Below are 15,321 nucleotides of genomic sequence, written 5' to 3'. Positions count from 1 at the left end.
ATCATACCTTAGAAAATACAGTTGTCTATTGCTAATCTTGGGAGAAAATGACGGCAATTACGTCACGAGATGTGTTGCTGTGCGTAGCGGGAACACATAAAACAAGGCTGCGCTTTATGCTAAACTAGCCCGATGTTTTAATATCGAGTCTGTGCATGTCTGAACTTCCTGTCACACCTAGTATTCAACTGAATACCCGCGGTTTGCGTTGCCCTGAACCTGTGATGATGCTGCATCAAGCCATTCGCAAATCTAAGTCTGGCGATGTGGTTGAAGTGTTTGCAACTGACAATTCGACGTCTTGGGATATTCCAAAATTTTGCATGCATTTGGGGCATGAGTTGTTATTGCAAGAAGAACGCTTAGATGAGCAAGGCAATAAAGAATTTCATTATTTGGTGAAAAAAGGCTAATAGGCAAAAATTAGCCTCAGCACTTTTAGAACACTATAATATAAACACGATAAAATAGTCATGTGATCCATATAGGCATATTTCATTTGCAATTCATGCAAGTTGAAATATGCCTTTTGTGTTTTTAGCCATGACGTTCAACTTTATTTTTAATTTTTCATCAATTTTGCATCAATCCAACCTGCTTCACAGTTTGAGTTAAAAAATGGCGAAACGATCCACGAGTTGCGTTATCTGCTACACATTTTTTAAGGGACTTTTCAACTTTTCTGCATTTATAGGGCAAGTTGTGTGCTTGTGCAAAATCTAACAAAGCTCTGTGTGTTGTATAAGAAATAATTTTTAGAGTGTGAGTTTAGTCTATTGTTTAGTTATTGATTTTTAACAAAATTATTTTAAATATTTTTTAATATATGGAAAAATTAGCCTATAATGCGATCAGTTTATTGAGTTCGATTGCAGAACATTTGGGGATAAAATTAAGCAGATTTGGGGTTTTGCTTGGTTTGAATGTTATATGGCAGTGTTTATGTTTTATAAGGCTGAAAAAGCTGATTAAGCTGTCGCATTAAAGTAGTCAAGTTAAGAAAAATAATTTTGGGGGGCTTAACTGATTGTCTTTATCTTAAAAAAATATGCCATTTAGACTGAGCAAAATCTGCTTAATTTTTTACGTGATCAATCATCAATAAATCTTGCGTTATCATCATTTTGATTGAGTACGGTATGATTTTAGATAAAAAGCAAAACTTTTCTTTAAAGCCACTGAGTGTGGCGTGTTTATTGGCCATGAGTATCTCAGGCTGTTCATCGGGTTCAGGCTCTCAGTCAAGCACGGTTCAAGTCACTGATGTGTTGGGGGCAGAAAATGTCAGCCAAGAAGATCAACCGACTACAAATGAAGGCATTGGCAGCGGAGTAGAGCAACCTGTCGCACCATCTGCACCCATTACCGATCAACCTCCTGTGAATTTAGAGCTAGATCATGGCGATGTATCATCCAATGGTGGTGGTTTGAGTGGTGGCAGTACAGATCATGGCAATACATCACCAACTGAAGATTCACTTTTAGACAGCAATGATGCTGTACCTAGCGATGATGCTACCGTTTTAGAAAATAATGATGTCAATCAGCCTGATACGATACCTACACTTGAATCACCTCCGTCAGAAGCAGAGCAACCTGTCGATGTGGTAGCTCCACCTGCAGTAGAGCCTGCTTTAACCGACACCGTCTTGGTCGATAGTGCGATTCAAGATATTGAAGTACCACAAGATACATCTGAAGTTGAGATGGGTAGTACGATTCAAGAACTTGAACCCTCACAAAACACTTTAGAAGTCGAAACAGGCAGTGCATTTCTTGAAACGAAGGCAATTTAACCATCACAGGCAACTATTCGATGCAGATTGCTGCAGATCAGCAGCAACATGCGGGTTTTAAAGCACGTTTTGGCAATTTGCTGACGGTAACGGGAACCGCCAATTTGGCAGGGACTTTGAACCTGTTTGATGAAGTGCCACTTGATCAGCCACTTATTACTGCACAAGGTTCACAAACTACCGTATTACGTGCGCAACAAGGCGTACAGCGTGAGTTCGATGCTTATCGCTCAAGCAATCCATTATTTGAGTTGACACAAGTTAGTTATCGTCCTGAACTGAATGCAACGGGCGAGCCTGTACGTGCGGCAGATACAATCAATACCGATGTGGTGATAACGGCAAAGCGTAAATCGACTGAAACGGTGGCGGCTCTTGCTGCTGAACTTGAAGGACGTACTCAGGTTGCCCGTAATTTAGATGTAGTTTTAGCAAGTCTTGATCAGAAACAACAGTTAGAAACGCTGGAAGATGCTGAAAAAGTTTTTGCCAATCGCTTATTTAACAATTTTGCTCAAACTATACGTTATAGCAATGCTGCTGAAAGTACAGTTTCTACGCAGGCATTGAATCAACTGTTTCATCAACTTGATCCAAGTTTTTATGCCAATACCGTTTTAAATGTCGCAGAAGAAAGCAGCAAGCAAGAACGTCAGTTTGCACAGCGTTTGGCAACCGCACAACCCAAACAGCTTTGGTTTTCGGGTGATTACCAAAGTTATGATATGGATTATGTCGGCTTAAATAGTGAGCGCCGTAGTCATCATCAAGGTGTTGGTGTGGCAACAAAACTGGCAGGGATGACCTTGGCAGCGCAGGCCGATTTCAGTCAACTGAACTTAGATGATGCCGTACAAACAGGCTCAAAAAATAGCAGTCAGAGCAAAGCCTATGCACTAACTATGGGGACAGCACAGCAGCTTAATCGTGATTTAAGTGTCGCGGCATGGTTAAAGGCATGCAGGTGGATGTTGACGCGCAGCGTGGTCATGCTCAAGCACAAAAAATACAGTTTGATGGACAAATGTATGCCGCAGGTTTGCGTCTAGATTATAGCTATCCACTCAGTCAAAAAATGCAGATTCAACCGTATTTAGACGCTTCGTTCCAACATTATGTTCATGCCGAACAAACTCAGCAGGATGGTGTCAACAGCTTAGATGATTTGGTGATGCAGCGCTGGAATTTTGGTGCAGGTTTGCAAGCCAATTACCAGTTGAATCCAGCATGGCAATTGCAAGGCAGCTTGTATTACAGCCAACCGATTCAGGAAAAAGCATATTTAGATACCCATTATGTAGGCACAGCGGAGAAACTGAAGTTTGATGCATGGCATGCCGATCAAGGTCAATATCATGCTGCCTTAGGTTCACAACTTCACTTTGGACAACATAGTTTTCTCAATTTGAATTATGAATATAGCGGGCGATCACATAGCGACAGTCATCGGGTACAGTTGGCGGTAACGACTCGATTCTAATTGATCGTTTTATTCATGAGAAAGTCATGAAAAAGCGTAGATTTGCGTATGAATGAGAAGTTTGAATCTTGATTGAAACAGCCATGTAGATAAATCTGCATGGCTGTTTTTTAGATCACAGTCAAATGGACTGAGTTTTAGACCGCATAGCGACTCATTAAAGTCAGTGGTGCTTTGGACTGTAAATAATCGGCAGGAATAAATACGATATTGGCAGCGTGTTGCTGTGCTGCATCAATAATATGGTTGATCATATCGTCTGTGGCTTGTGCGCTGTCAGGTGCGTGCGCTTGATCTAGATAAATTCGTTGCTGGTCGGTATCGACCCAACCTGTCTGCATGTAGCCTTGTTGAACATATAAAGTATCGACATTATTTTGCAACACTGCCTGATAAATTTGCTGCAGATCGGTCACAACACGGTCACTGGCATAGAGTTCATCCAGTTGCTGCGCATGTTGCTGATGCAATTGTTGTTGATGGCTTTTTAGCTCGGTCTGAATACTGTCAATAATGTGTTGTGCGCTGCCTTGCTCTAGCTGAGTGACGTTATCTACACTGAAAATAATGGCATTGGGTTGGTCGCAAATAGATTCATAAAAACTGATATTGCGTCGATCACCCACAATGACCAAGCCCAATGGCTCACTGGCACGTACAGTTTGCACATTTTTATCGACACGGTTTAAAAACTCTTTGAGTAAACGGTCTTCATTGGCGGCTGTGGCACGTTCTGCACCGCTGGTGCTATATAAGTTATCATTTTGAACAGGAAATGCACCATGTGGCAGTCGTTCATTCAAGTCGCTGTCATCTACAGAAAACTCATGGATTACACGATCATTGGAGGCCTTAATCAGACGTCCAACTTCACGACTGATCACTACCACATAGTATTGCACTGCATAAGATAGCTCACGAATAAAATCACGCACTGAAAATTGTTGATCAATCACAATACGTTCTTGGGTAGGGAATGGCAGACGCAGTACTTGTGCACTGTCGGCTGTGGCAAAAATAGCCAGACTGTCTAAATGGTAGTTGGGATTCAAATCTTTGGTTTGATGATGAATCTGTTCTAAAATTTGTGCCACCAGACGTTTGTCATAGTCTGCCAACAGGCGTTCTTCGAGTTGTTTAAGTTGGTTTTTAAGAGCAATCACATCTTGCTGATTGTCTGGAAAGGTACGATGTGTGGGTAGAAATAAGCTGACTGCAGGTTGTGCCTGCACATTTTTAAGTTGGTTGAGGGTGTCTGTTAAATTAAGCATGTTGGAATTCCTCTTCTAATGAAAATAAGAAGAACAACCAAATGCTTGAGCAAGATAAAACTCAAAGTACTGCTTTATACTCCACTCAAGTCAGTTTTAGTCAGCATCTACAACATTTTGCTACCGTGCTAAGTGCTGCATAAAATGCCGAATAGCATTGTATAAAAGCTGACAAAACAACATTTTCGGTTGTTCAAGTCTGAAAAAAACGAAATAAAAAACTAAAAATAGAAAAGATAAAAAATAAGCAAAAACAGCATAACAAGGAAAGTTATTCAATCGCCTGCTTTTGAATAGAGAAATACCTGAAAAATGTAAGGGATTATGAGACCTTGGTAATTTTGTAAACTGTATATAAAAAGCAGTGCCGAGGCACTGCTTTTGGGTTTCTCAATTGCGATTCGCAATTACATATTCGGGTAATTCGGACCACCGCCACCTTCAGGTGTTACCCAAGTGATGTTCTGTGATGGGTCTTTAATGTCACAAGTCTTACAGTGAACACAGTTGGCTGCGTTAATCTGGAAGCGTTTTGAACCATCATCATTTTCCATGATTTCATAAACACCCGCAGGGCAGTAGCGCTGTGCAGGCTCATCCCATTTAGGTAAGTTTACGTTCACTGGAATAGAGGTATCTGTCAACTTTAAGTGTGCTGGCTGATTTTCTTCATGTACGGTATTCGATACGAACACTGAAGATAAACGGTCAAAAGTCAGCTTGCCATCTGGTTTTGGATAGTTCGGTTTAAAGCTGGTTGCATCTACAGTTTTGAGTGCGCTGAAATCAGGCACTAAATCATGCAAAGTAAATGGTACTTTAAACACGTTCTGGTCGATAAAGTTAAACGCACCACCCATCCATTGACCAAACTTATGCATTGCAGGGCCAAAGTTACGTGCGCTATAAAGTTCTTCTTTCAGCCAGCTGTTGTTGAATTTTTCAGTGTAAGCCGTTAGCTCTTTCACAAAGAAATCTTCGCCTTCAGTTACGCGAGCAATCGCCAAGTCACCGCCTTTTGCGACACCTGCAGCAATCGCTTCAAATACTGCTTCACCGCAAAGCATGCCAGACTTCATGGCGGTATGAGAGCCTTTGATTTTGGCAAAGTTTAAGAAGCCTGCATCATCACCAATTAAAGAACCACCTGGGAAGGTGAATTTTGGCAATGAGTTAAAGCCACCTTTGGTCACAGCACGTGCACCATAAGAAATACGCTTGCCGCCTTCTAGATACTGTTTAATTAGAGGGTGAGTTTTCCAGCGCTGCATTTCCATAAATGGATACATGTGTGGGTTGGTATACGACAAGTCCACAATCATACCCAAAGTCACTTGGTTGTTTTCTGCGTGGTATAACCACCAACCGCCTGAAGAACCTGTTTCACTTAATGGCCAGCCTGCACCGTGCATGACTAAACCTGGTTTGTGTTTTGCAGGGTCAATTTCCCAAAGTTCTTTAATACCAATCCCGTAGTGTTGCGGATCGGCATCTTTATCCAAATTGAATTGCTGGATTAAACGCTTACCTAAATGACCACGACAGCCTTCTGCGAAAATGGTGTATTTGGCATGTAGTTCATAACCCGGTGTGAAGTTATGCGTTGGCTCGCCATCTTTACCAATGCCCATGTCACCAGTTTGGATGCCTTTAACCGTACCATCGGCATGGTAAAGAATTTCAGATGCCGCAAAGCCAGGGAAAATAGAAACTTCTAATTCTTCGGCTTTTTGACCTAACCAACGCACCACGTTGCCTAACGAGATCACGTAGTTACCATCGTTATGCATGGTTTTAGGCACCATCCAATGCGGTGCTTGCTGAGCTTTTTCAGGTGACATCAAGAAGAAAGTTTTATCTTCAGTCACAGGCACATTTAAAGGCGCACCTTCTTCTTTCCAGTTAGGAAATAACTCGTTGATGGCGCGAGGCTCAAGAATTGCACCCGAAAGGATATGCGCACCAACTTCAGAGCCTTTTTCGACCACACAAACGGACAGATCATTTAAATTGTTTTCAATTGCAAGTTGACGAATTTTGATCGCAGCAGAAAGACCCGCAGGGCCTGCGCCTACGATGACTACGTCAAACTCCATCGATTCACGTTCGATGTGTTCCATGTAGGACTCCTCATATAATTGAAGGTGGCAACCGCATCAAGCAACGGTGCTGCCATGAGTATTTTTAGTTGCCAGACACAAATTTAATCGTGTCTTTTACAGTATGGGTAAGTATTGTGAGCTAGTATAGTTTTAAACCGAGTCTTAGCCAATTGGCTGAATCGTATTATTTTTCCGTCAGTAAGGTACTGCAGCATGAAGCATGACGATAATTCAATCAAACCGACAGAAAATGTAGCTACGGCTGATAATAAAAATTTAATGCACATTGCACAATATATAAAAACTGGACAGTCAGGTCACAAAAGATCAATCCCTCCTTTGGAGCAATGGCATCCAAAGCATTGTGGAGCAATGGATTTGCTGGTCAAAGCCAATGGAGAATGGTGGCACGAAGGTCAATTGATCAAACGTCAGGCATTGGTTGATCTGTTTTCTAGTGTGTTATGGAAAGAGCAGGGCAAGTTTTATTTAAAAACCCCAGTGGAACAAATTGAAATCCAGGTAGAAGATGAGCCTTTGTTCATCAATCAGGTTGATGTGGTCGAAATCGGACAGCAAAATTATATTCAACTTATCACTACACATCAGGATATTGTGATTGTTGATGCCGAGCATCCTATTTTTATGCGTGAATATGCAGGTGAGCTGCGTCCTTATGTGCATGTGCGTTTTGGTATTAATGCCCTGATTCAGCGTGCGGCTTTTTTACATTTGGTGGAATTGGGCGAGCTGAGTGAAAATGCGCAGGGCGAAACGATTTTATCGTTGAAAAGTGGTGATTTGCACTTGCATTTAAGCAGCTGAGGTTTAAGCTTTATTCATCCCATTTTGTATTGCTGAATCTCTTGCTATGACAGCCATTCATCCTGTTTCTCCCTTAAATCAAGCCATGCCAAAAGCACAAGCCAGTGCGCCAATTGGTATTTTTGATTCGGGCATAGGAGGCTTGTCAGTTGCCATTGAAATTGCAGAATATTTGCCCAATGAGCGCATCCTTTATTATGCCGATACTGCACATGTGCCGTATGGCCCACGTGATGATCAAAATATTCGAGAACTCACTGCAGCTGCAATCGAATGGTTATATCGACAAGGTTGTAAAGTTGCGGTCGTGGCGTGTAATACTGCTTCTGCTTTTAGTCTAGATTATCTGCGCGATCATTACGGCGAAGATTTTCCCATTATTGGTTTAGTGCCTGCTTTAAAGCCTGCCGTATTAAATAGCCAAAGCAAAACTGTGGCTGTACTTGCGACGCCTGCGACTTTTCGCGGACAACTTATTAAAGATGTGATGCAGCGTTTTGCGATTCCTGCTCAAGTGCAAGTCTTGAATGTCACCAATCTAGATTTAGTGCCTTTTGTTGAGCAAGGGGCGCAAATGAGTGAGGCATGTTTAAGTTCCTTACAGCAGAGTTTGCAACCTGTGGTCGATCAGGGCGCGGACTATTTGGTGCTCGGTTGTACCCATTATCCTTTCCTAAAACCTGCGATTGAGTCCATTTTTGGTCAGAAACTGACATTAATTGACTCAGGAATTGCCGTTGCGCGTCAAACTTCCCGCATTTTAATTAAAAATGAGTTATTATTTGAACAAAGTTTGGCAGATACTTTACAAATTGCGTGTTATGTCAGCGGGAACAATGCAGAACAATTAAAGCCCGTGTTGCAGCATCTTATTCCAAGCAATATTTCTTGGAGTATCGCAAATGTGAGTACTGTGGACTGACTTTAAGATAATTTTTTTATGATTGGGGAAAGGCATTACAAGTAGACGGTGACCGACTTGTAATGGCAATAGGAGATGGGAAACCAATGCTCGATAAGCGCTATCAGGTCTTTATCTCGACGTCTGGGGCAGATATGCAGCCAGAACGAGTGATCTTGGCACAAACATTGGTGGGAATGGGTTTTTTTTCGTGGGGTTTAGAACAACGTACCCCACTCAGCACTGCATTTGCACGCCGTCAAATTGATGATTGTGATTATGTGGTGATTCTATTGGGCAGCCAGTACGGTGAGCAATCGGTGTCGGGCGTGGGGTATATGCATTTAGAGTATATTTATGCAGTCACCAAGCAAAAGCCGATCATTGTATTTATGCACGAAGACCCAGATTCACGTGATTCATCTTTACATGATGAAAAACCTGAATTGCGTGAAAAATTCAAAGAGTTCCGTAAATTATTACAACAAGAAGTCGATCAGGTGTTTAGCTACCGCACTCTGCGTGATTTAGAGCTTGCTGTCCGCTTTAATATGTCGCAAATGCTAGAACGTTATCCGACTTCTGGTTGGGTGCGCCCGCAAAATACACAAGCTTTGCATGATGAAATTGAACGTTTAAAAAGTAAGTTACGTCAGCTGGAAACCGATGTGGGACAGCGCGAAGCAGACCCGTTTCTAAGCGTATCTAAAGTGTCGATGAATGAATCATATCGTTTTGAATATCGCATGCATGCCTATCAGGATGGTAACTTTAGAGAGCTGAAAGTTGAGCGAAGTTTAAGTTGGGCGCAGTTGTTGGCAATTTTAGGCAATACTTTTATTCATCCAACCCCTGAAGAATATTTTTCGAAACGCATGAATGAATATTTGAATGAAACTGGTTTGGAGGATGCACGTCGGATCATGCCACGTGCGCATGCAGTTGCACGTGCCCAAATCAATATTCGGGCCTTGCATCAGATTAAAATGCAAATGCGTCAAAATGACTGGATTGTGCAGGCGGGGCGTGATGATCGTCAGCGGATGTTGTGGCAAACCACGGCAAAAGCGCAAAAACTTTTAGAGAGCAATTTGCTAGATACCGATCGGGTTTATTCATTTAAAACACCGTATTAATCTCTCAATACAGAGTGAAAAAACTGTTAAAGTAGTCGGGCTCAATCATCAGACACGAGGGCTGAATGTTGTCTACAGCAAAACCCAAAGTAACCGTTCTTTTAGCCAATTTAGGTACGCCTGATGAACCGACTGCAGCAGCGGTTCGCCGTTTTTTAAAGCAGTTTTTATCCGATCAACGGGTGATTGAAATTCCAAAACCGATTTGGCAAATCATTTTGAACTTATTCATTTTGCCATTTCGTCCTAAGCGTGTTGCACATGCTTATGCCATGGTCTGGCAGCAAGATTCACCGATGCGGGAAATTTTGTTGCAACAGGTTGATGCTTTAAAACAGCAGTTATTGCCGCTATATCCTGAGTTTGAATTGAATATTCTACCGGTAATGACCTATGGCAATCCGGGTATTCAACAGGCTTTGGCAGCTTTGAGTCAAAATCCTCAAGATCACGTGATTTTGTTCCCTTTATTTCCACAATATTCGGCAACTTCGACTGCACCTTTATATGATGCCGTTGCCAAATGGGTGCCACAGCAGCGTAATTTGCCGGGCTTATCCATCATTCGTGATTATTATCAGCATCCTTTATACATTCAGGCGTTGGCGCAAAGTGTGCGTGAATTTCAAGCCGAGCATGGTGTGGCAGAAAAATTATTGATGTCGTTTCATGGCATTCCACAGCCGTATGCCGATAAGGGTGATCCGTATGCAGAGCGTTGTCGGATCACGGCCAAATTGCTTGCCGATGCTTTAAATTTAAATGATGATCAGTGGGCAATTAGCTTCCAGTCACGTTTTGGCAAACAAGAATGGGTCAAACCCTATACCGATGTCTTACTTGAAGAATGGGGACAGCAGGGCGTGAAGTCGGTGCAAATTATGAGTCCTGCTTTTTCTGCAGATTGTTTGGAAACGCTAGAAGAATTGGCAATTCAAAACGCAGAATTGTTTTTACAAGCAGGTGGCAAAGAATATGCCTATATTCCTGCACTGAATACCCGTGCCGATCATTTGGATTTGCTCAAACATTTACTTCAAGCTAATCTTGATGCTGTAAAGCTTAACCTAAGCCATTAATTTTTGAGGTTCGCCACCATGTTGCAAGTCAAAATTGTTCCCGTCACCGCTTTTCAGCAAAACTGCTCGATTGTGTGGGATGCAGAAAGCAAAGAAGCAATTTTGATTGATGCAGGCGGTGAGCCTGAAAAGCTGAAAGCCGAAGTTGAAGCGTTGGGTTTAACGGTGAAAGCTTTGTGGCTCACTCATGGACATTTAGACCATGCGGGGGCTGTTGGTGCGTTGCAACATTACTGGAATGTTCCTGTGATTGGTCCACAGAAAGAAGATGCTTTTTGGTTAGATCAACTGCAAGAAGTGTCTGCACGTTATGGTTTTCCTATCCCTGAACAAGTCACGGTTACACAGTGGTTAGAGGGTGGTGAAGTGCTGCAATTGGGTCAAGAAAGCTTTGAAGTGCGTTATGCACCAGGGCATACCCCAGGCCATGTGATGTTTTATAATGCAAAATATGGCGTCTTGTGGACAGGCGATGTGCTATTTAAAGGCTCGATTGGACGCACCGATTTTCCACGTGGGAATCATCAACAATTATTAGATTCAATTCAGCGCGAATGTTTTAGTTTGCCCGATGACACTCAGTTTATTTCGGGGCATGGTCCCATCAGTACCATTGGATTTGAAAAACAGAACAACCCTTTTGTGGCGGGGCAAGCAGGTTAAGTCTTGTGCTGTAATCTAATAGTAAAAGATCACCTAAAATTCAGTTTATACTGACTTTTTTTTATTTGCGGAAAGGGTTTCCTAAGACTTGTCTGCTTTCAAGAGCAAATAGCATGGCGAAGAATGCGAGTAAAATACCAATACTGAGCATTAAAAGATCATGTGTATAAAGACCTAAACCCAAGCTGCTGGTGGCGAGTAAAATACTGAGCATTAAAATTCCTTTAAGAAATGCTTCCATGGTGTTGTGTTCCTAAAATTTTTGTTGTTGTTTAATTTTTATTCAATGCCGTATGTTCTACACGCGGCACGATTATAAAGTGCAGCTTATCTTTTTTTAAGCCATTATTAAGCAACAAAATTTTGAACAATTTTTGCAAAAATGTGAAAGGTTCCATGAAAGTGGTTGTATTTCTCAATCGAATTTTGAGCTGAAATTTAAGTGCATTTTGTTGTCTTTTAAGCTGAGTGATCGTTTGAGTTTATTCCTCAGAGTTTTCTGCTTGCGGAGCATCTTGGGTGGGTAAGCGATACTCGTCATTTGCCCATGCGCCTAAATCAATTAACTTGCAACGCTCGGAACAAAATGGACGAAAAGGATTGTCTTCCCATTGTGTAGCTTCGCCACAACGTGGGCAAGGGAAAGTACGTGGCATGCTGAACTCCTATGAAAAATACAGGATTGGATTAGGCAAATAGCACCTGACTTGGTAGACTTGTGCCGAATTTTGTAAGTTTGATCTGATTATGCCAATTCGTCAATTTCAAGCCCAGCGTATGCATGCCCCTCGTGATTTTCAAGCCATTGCCAATGAATCGATTTGTGTTGAAATTGGTGCGGGAAAAGGCAGGCATGCTTTATTATTTAGTGGGCAACATCCCGATAAAAAATTAATTGCGATTGAGCGTACCCGCGAAAAATTTGTAGCGATGCAAAAACAGCATCAACTTGAAGGTCAGCACAACTTACAAATTGTGCATGCCGATGCCATTCCATGGATTGTGCATGCTTTATTTCCTGCTCAAGTTGAGCAATTCTTTATTTTATATCCGAATCCAGAACCACATAATGCCACCCAGCGTTGGTTGAATATGCCGTTTTTTGAGTTTCTATTGTCGCGTTTAAAAGCAGGCGGCAGTATTACTTTAGTAAGTAATATTCCTGAATATATTGCAGAAGCACAGCAACAGCTGATTGAAGTGTGGAAATTGCCATTTATTCAGCAGGATGTTCCAGTAGATTCAGCACGCACTCACTTTGAAATCAAATATTTAGCACGTGGTGAGCGTTGTCAGGAACTGCTGATCACCAAACCTGCGGCTTATACAACCCGTTTTGATGATTTTCAGCCTTTGCAAGGACAGCAGCCAACTTTAACACCTGCTGCAGTTGAGGCGAAAGTTTCTGCAGACTCAAGTGCAACAACTGAGTAAACAGGCATGAAACAGCGCATTGCAATTATAGGAGCAGGACCAGCAGGGCTAATGGCTGCCGAAGTGCTGAGTCAGTATGCCTATGATGTGCATGTCTATGAGCAGAAACCTTCAGCGGCACGTAAGTTTTTGATGGCAGGTAAAACGGGGCTGAATATTTCACATGCCGAACTGATTGCACAATTTATTCAGCGTTATGATCGGGCGGAATGGTTGGCGCCGTGGATTCAACAATGGGATGCGGCTTGGATTCAAAACTGGATGCAGGGTTTAGGTATTCAGTCTTATGTAGGTTCATCGGGGCGAATTTTTCCACAAGAAATGAAAGCCGCACCTTTGCTACGCGCATGGTTAAAACGCTTGGTTGATGCAGGCGTGCAGTTTCATTATCGGCATCAGGTATGTGATTTAAAGAACAATCAACTCAGTATTCAAAATCTAAGTACAGCGCAAGTTGAACAACAGCAGTTTGCCGCTATTGTGATGGCATGTGGAGCAGTGTCGTGGTCGAAATTAGGTAGTGATGGTGCATGGCAGCGTTGGTTATCTGCCAATGAAATTCAGCCTTTTCAAGCCAGTAATGCAGGGGTGGAATGTCACTGGTCTAACTATATGCAGCCAGTTTTTGGACAACCTTTAAAACGTGTGCAAGCATGGGTGAAAGGCGCTGAAGCGAGCATGGGCGATATTGTGATTAGCCATTATGGTTTGGAAAGTGGCTTAATTTATAAGCAAGGGCGAGCATTGCGACAGTTGCAGCACGCTCAACAACCGCTGCAGTTACAACTCGATTTGCTACCCGATTTAACCGTTGAGCAACTCTACCAAAAGTTGCAACCTTCCAAAAAACAGTCTGTAAGCAATATTTGGCGTAAGGCAGGTTTGGATGCCGTGAAGTCTGCAGTCGTGCGTGAGTTGGTGGATAAAGCCCTTTGGCAGCAACCTATGCAATTGGCGCAGCAGATTAAAAATTTAACGGTGCCTTTAAAGGGTTTTCGTCCTATTGAAGAAGCAATTAGCTGCGCGGGCGGGGTTAAACGCGAGGTTTTATCTGCACAATTGCAGTTAAACTCTAATCCTCACGTTTTTCTTTGTGGTGAAATGCTGGATTGGGATGCACCAACTGGCGGCTATTTGCTGACAGCCTGTTTTGCTACGGGACGCGCTGCTGCTGAAGGAGTGCATCAGTATTTACAGCAGCGTCCGTAAAAATACGCTATTCATCTAGTTGTGGATATTGCCCACGCCAATGTTCTAGTTGTTGCTGCGCCTGTAATAAGTCTGCTAAGCCTTGCTGTCGTTGTTGTTTGCTGACAGGATAAGGTGCAGAAGCCGTATTTTGAGTTGCCAGATATTGCGCTTGCTGTTCCCAATAATGACTCATTAAGCCTTGAATATAACGCCCTTGCGGCGTTTTTAAATCCAGCTCTTTAAGCATACTCAAGGCAGATTGAACATTGTCCTGCAGGCGATTTTGTGCAAATGCAGCATCGAGTTGTTTGCTTTCATGTAGGCGTTCTAACTCATCTTCCAAATCATTGCTCATTTGGTCATGGCGTTGTTCATAATCCATCAGCAATTGAATGTCATGCGGGTCATCCGCAGTCATTTCAAAGGGTTGAATCGCGGCTTGCTCGACCTGAGTTTGCATGATTTGATCTTCAGGGCTGAGTTTGTCTGCATGTTCTACTTTGCTGCGCTCGCAAGCGCTGAGGGAGAACGCCAAAAAAATTGTTAAGGGAGCAATCGCGTGTTTAAAGGTTATTTGCATTTATTTGCTCCCTCTCATTCAACTTTTTGATAGACATACAAATGTGTGCAATAGGGAAATTCAATTTCATCTTGCACATGCTTATTCGTATATTCTAATACTAATTGTTCAAATTGTGTTTTGAGTTGTTGTTGCTGTTCAGTTGGCATTGCAGCAATGAAACTGGTCGAAAGCAAACGCTTAGACACGACTTGTTCAACTGTACCAACATGCGTGTGATGAAATTTCTGCTCGTGAGTAAGTTGGAATAAATCTGTATCGGCAAATACCTGACGCCAGTCCTGATTGTGAAAACGCGGTGTATCGCCCTCAAAAGGCAAAATCATCTGTGCCAGTGCATTGACCCAATTGACTGAAATATCACGTTGATTCCAAATTAACAGCAAATGACCTTGCGGTTTTAAGATTCGGTGAATTTCCTTTAAACTTTGCAGATTGGCAAACCAATGAAAAGATTGCGCACAGCTCACCAAATCTGCACATTGATCGTGCAGTGGTAATTGCTCACTTCGTGCTTGAATTGTCTTAACCTGTGGGTAAAGTTGTTCTAATTCGGCTAACATGCTGGCAATTGGATCTACCGCTATAAGCTGAGTTGTCAGTTTGAGCAAATGTGGCAGGAACTTTCCTGTGCCAGAACCCAAGTCTACAATATTGCTATTCAGTGGAACTTGGAGCTGATCTTGCAGGAAAACATCGACTTCTTGCGGGTAACTGGGGCGAACTTGTTGATATAGGTTTGCCCCTAAAGCAAAGCCTTGTTGTGCGGCAGGATGTAGAGATTGTGTCATATTTTGCGATTTTTAATCTGCTGTGCATCTATAAAATAACATATTCACTTTTGAACTTGCGTACAGTGTATT

The 15,321-nt window shown here is 42.3% G+C and carries 17 protein-coding genes; 11 read left to right on the top strand and 6 right to left on the bottom strand.

Annotated elements, in window-relative coordinates:
* The first annotated feature begins 155 nt into the window (after nucleotides 1–155).
* The 4 genes from tusA to FTV52_RS00595 all read left to right on the top strand — a co-directional run bounded on the left by tusA (nucleotide 156) and on the right by FTV52_RS00595 (nucleotide 3,276).
* Nucleotides 156–413 (top strand): sulfurtransferase TusA, encoded by a 258-nt coding sequence (tusA, locus tag FTV52_RS00610; protein ID WP_004975955.1) that lies wholly within the window; start codon nucleotides 156–158, stop codon nucleotides 411–413.
* 726 nt (nucleotides 414–1,139) lie between these two features.
* Nucleotides 1,140–1,796, top strand: coding sequence for a hypothetical protein (locus tag FTV52_RS00605; protein ID WP_179989490.1), 657 nt, complete (start codon nucleotides 1,140–1,142; stop codon nucleotides 1,794–1,796).
* 20 nt (nucleotides 1,797–1,816) lie between these two features.
* Nucleotides 1,817–2,845 carry a hypothetical protein gene (locus tag FTV52_RS00600; RefSeq protein ID WP_104852980.1) on the top strand — a complete coding sequence of 343 codons (1,029 nt, stop codon included), beginning with the start codon at nucleotides 1,817–1,819 and terminating at the stop codon, nucleotides 2,843–2,845.
* Complete coding sequence (locus FTV52_RS00595; RefSeq protein WP_158660401.1) at nucleotides 2,755–3,276, top strand: autotransporter domain-containing protein; 522 nt, start codon at nucleotides 2,755–2,757, stop codon at nucleotides 3,274–3,276. The genes FTV52_RS00600 and FTV52_RS00595 overlap by 91 nt, the downstream gene beginning before the upstream one ends.
* Before the next feature lie 137 nt (nucleotides 3,277–3,413).
* Here the strand turns inward: FTV52_RS00595 and FTV52_RS00590 are convergent, their stop codons facing one another.
* Both FTV52_RS00590 and FTV52_RS00585 read right to left on the bottom strand, forming a co-directional pair.
* Nucleotides 3,414–4,547: a hypothetical protein gene (locus FTV52_RS00590; protein WP_179989489.1), complete on the bottom strand. Its 1,134-nt coding sequence runs from the start codon at nucleotides 4,545–4,547 to the stop codon at nucleotides 3,414–3,416.
* 407 nt (nucleotides 4,548–4,954) lie between these two features.
* Nucleotides 4,955–6,667, bottom strand: a complete 1,713-nt coding sequence (locus tag FTV52_RS00585; protein WP_004975965.1) for an electron transfer flavoprotein-ubiquinone oxidoreductase — start codon at nucleotides 6,665–6,667, stop codon at nucleotides 4,955–4,957.
* Nucleotides 6,668–6,862: 195 nt separating this feature from the next.
* Here FTV52_RS00585 and FTV52_RS00580 point away from each other — a divergent pair, with 195 nt between their 5' ends.
* From FTV52_RS00580 to FTV52_RS00560, 5 genes are all read left to right on the top strand, one after another.
* The gene (locus FTV52_RS00580) at nucleotides 6,863–7,474 is read left to right on the top strand and encodes a DUF1285 domain-containing protein (RefSeq protein ID WP_004975967.1); all 612 of its coding nucleotides are present in this window, start codon (nucleotides 6,863–6,865) and stop codon (nucleotides 7,472–7,474) included.
* 46 nt (nucleotides 7,475–7,520) lie between these two features.
* Complete coding sequence (gene murI / locus FTV52_RS00575; RefSeq protein WP_179989487.1) at nucleotides 7,521–8,396, top strand: glutamate racemase; 876 nt, start codon at nucleotides 7,521–7,523, stop codon at nucleotides 8,394–8,396.
* Between the two features lie 86 nt (nucleotides 8,397–8,482).
* Nucleotides 8,483–9,511 carry a DUF4062 domain-containing protein gene (locus FTV52_RS00570; RefSeq protein ID WP_096901324.1) on the top strand — a complete coding sequence of 343 codons (1,029 nt, stop codon included), beginning with the start codon at nucleotides 8,483–8,485 and terminating at the stop codon, nucleotides 9,509–9,511.
* Between the two features lie 65 nt (nucleotides 9,512–9,576).
* Nucleotides 9,577–10,590, top strand: a complete 1,014-nt coding sequence (hemH, locus tag FTV52_RS00565; RefSeq protein WP_104852985.1) for a ferrochelatase — start codon at nucleotides 9,577–9,579, stop codon at nucleotides 10,588–10,590.
* Between the two features lie 18 nt (nucleotides 10,591–10,608).
* Entirely contained in the window at nucleotides 10,609–11,253 is a 645-nt protein-coding gene (locus FTV52_RS00560; RefSeq protein WP_131261085.1) for an MBL fold metallo-hydrolase, read from the top strand.
* 61 nt (nucleotides 11,254–11,314) lie between these two features.
* Here FTV52_RS00560 and FTV52_RS00555 read toward each other — a convergent pair whose 3' ends face one another.
* Together FTV52_RS00555 and FTV52_RS00550 are read right to left on the bottom strand one after the other, a co-directional pair.
* Nucleotides 11,315–11,494, bottom strand: a complete 180-nt coding sequence (locus FTV52_RS00555) for a hypothetical protein (RefSeq protein ID WP_179989485.1) — start codon at nucleotides 11,492–11,494, stop codon at nucleotides 11,315–11,317.
* Nucleotides 11,495–11,735: 241 nt separating this feature from the next.
* Nucleotides 11,736–11,909, bottom strand: coding sequence for a DNA gyrase inhibitor YacG (locus FTV52_RS00550; protein WP_154321096.1), 174 nt, complete (start codon nucleotides 11,907–11,909; stop codon nucleotides 11,736–11,738).
* An 85-nt stretch (nucleotides 11,910–11,994) separates the two neighbouring features.
* On the opposite strand from FTV52_RS00550, the gene FTV52_RS00545 reads away from it, so the two are divergent.
* Both FTV52_RS00545 and FTV52_RS00540 read left to right on the top strand, forming a co-directional pair.
* Nucleotides 11,995–12,687 (top strand): tRNA (guanine-N(7)-)-methyltransferase, encoded by a 693-nt coding sequence (locus FTV52_RS00545; RefSeq protein WP_225555817.1) that lies wholly within the window; start codon nucleotides 11,995–11,997, stop codon nucleotides 12,685–12,687.
* Nucleotides 12,688–12,693: 6 nt separating this feature from the next.
* Nucleotides 12,694–13,896, top strand: coding sequence for a TIGR03862 family flavoprotein (locus tag FTV52_RS00540; RefSeq protein ID WP_104852989.1), 1,203 nt, complete (start codon nucleotides 12,694–12,696; stop codon nucleotides 13,894–13,896).
* A 7-nt stretch (nucleotides 13,897–13,903) separates the two neighbouring features.
* On the opposite strand, the gene FTV52_RS00535 is transcribed toward FTV52_RS00540, so the two are convergent.
* Both FTV52_RS00535 and FTV52_RS00530 read right to left on the bottom strand, forming a co-directional pair.
* Nucleotides 13,904–14,458 carry a hypothetical protein gene (locus tag FTV52_RS00535; protein WP_104852990.1) on the bottom strand — a complete coding sequence of 185 codons (555 nt, stop codon included), beginning with the start codon at nucleotides 14,456–14,458 and terminating at the stop codon, nucleotides 13,904–13,906.
* A 14-nt stretch (nucleotides 14,459–14,472) separates the two neighbouring features.
* Nucleotides 14,473–15,249 carry a class I SAM-dependent methyltransferase gene (locus tag FTV52_RS00530; protein WP_179989484.1) on the bottom strand — a complete coding sequence of 259 codons (777 nt, stop codon included), beginning with the start codon at nucleotides 15,247–15,249 and terminating at the stop codon, nucleotides 14,473–14,475.
* Between the last annotated feature and the right edge of the window lie 72 nt (nucleotides 15,250–15,321).

The organism is Acinetobacter sp. YH1901141, assembly GCF_013416935.1.
GTDB classification, from domain to species: Bacteria; Pseudomonadota; Gammaproteobacteria; order Pseudomonadales; family Moraxellaceae; genus Acinetobacter; species Acinetobacter towneri.
Note: the sequence above shows the minus strand (reverse complement) of the source record. Positions and strands in the feature narration are given on the sequence as shown.

Coding starts and splice junctions, on each gene's coding strand:
- tusA (WP_004975955.1), top strand. CDS start 156: ATGTCTGAACTTCCTGTCACACCTAGTATTCAACTGAATACCCGCGGT.
- FTV52_RS00605 (WP_179989490.1), top strand. CDS start 1,140: ATGATTTTAGATAAAAAGCAAAACTTTTCTTTAAAGCCACTGAGTGTG.
- FTV52_RS00600 (WP_104852980.1), top strand. CDS start 1,817: ATGCAGATTGCTGCAGATCAGCAGCAACATGCGGGTTTTAAAGCACGT.
- FTV52_RS00595 (WP_158660401.1), top strand. CDS start 2,755: ATGCAGGTGGATGTTGACGCGCAGCGTGGTCATGCTCAAGCACAAAAA.
- FTV52_RS00590 (WP_179989489.1), bottom strand. CDS start 4,547: ATGCTTAATTTAACAGACACCCTCAACCAACTTAAAAATGTGCAGGCA.
- FTV52_RS00585 (WP_004975965.1), bottom strand. CDS start 6,667: ATGGAACACATCGAACGTGAATCGATGGAGTTTGACGTAGTCATCGTA.
- FTV52_RS00580 (WP_004975967.1), top strand. CDS start 6,863: ATGAAGCATGACGATAATTCAATCAAACCGACAGAAAATGTAGCTACG.
- murI (WP_179989487.1), top strand. CDS start 7,521: ATGACAGCCATTCATCCTGTTTCTCCCTTAAATCAAGCCATGCCAAAA.
- FTV52_RS00570 (WP_096901324.1), top strand. CDS start 8,483: ATGCTCGATAAGCGCTATCAGGTCTTTATCTCGACGTCTGGGGCAGAT.
- hemH (WP_104852985.1), top strand. CDS start 9,577: ATGTTGTCTACAGCAAAACCCAAAGTAACCGTTCTTTTAGCCAATTTA.
- FTV52_RS00560 (WP_131261085.1), top strand. CDS start 10,609: ATGTTGCAAGTCAAAATTGTTCCCGTCACCGCTTTTCAGCAAAACTGC.
- FTV52_RS00555 (WP_179989485.1), bottom strand. CDS start 11,494: ATGGAAGCATTTCTTAAAGGAATTTTAATGCTCAGTATTTTACTCGCC.
- FTV52_RS00550 (WP_154321096.1), bottom strand. CDS start 11,909: ATGCCACGTACTTTCCCTTGCCCACGTTGTGGCGAAGCTACACAATGG.
- FTV52_RS00540 (WP_104852989.1), top strand. CDS start 12,694: ATGAAACAGCGCATTGCAATTATAGGAGCAGGACCAGCAGGGCTAATG.
- FTV52_RS00535 (WP_104852990.1), bottom strand. CDS start 14,458: ATGCAAATAACCTTTAAACACGCGATTGCTCCCTTAACAATTTTTTTG.
- FTV52_RS00530 (WP_179989484.1), bottom strand. CDS start 15,249: ATGACACAATCTCTACATCCTGCCGCACAACAAGGCTTTGCTTTAGGG.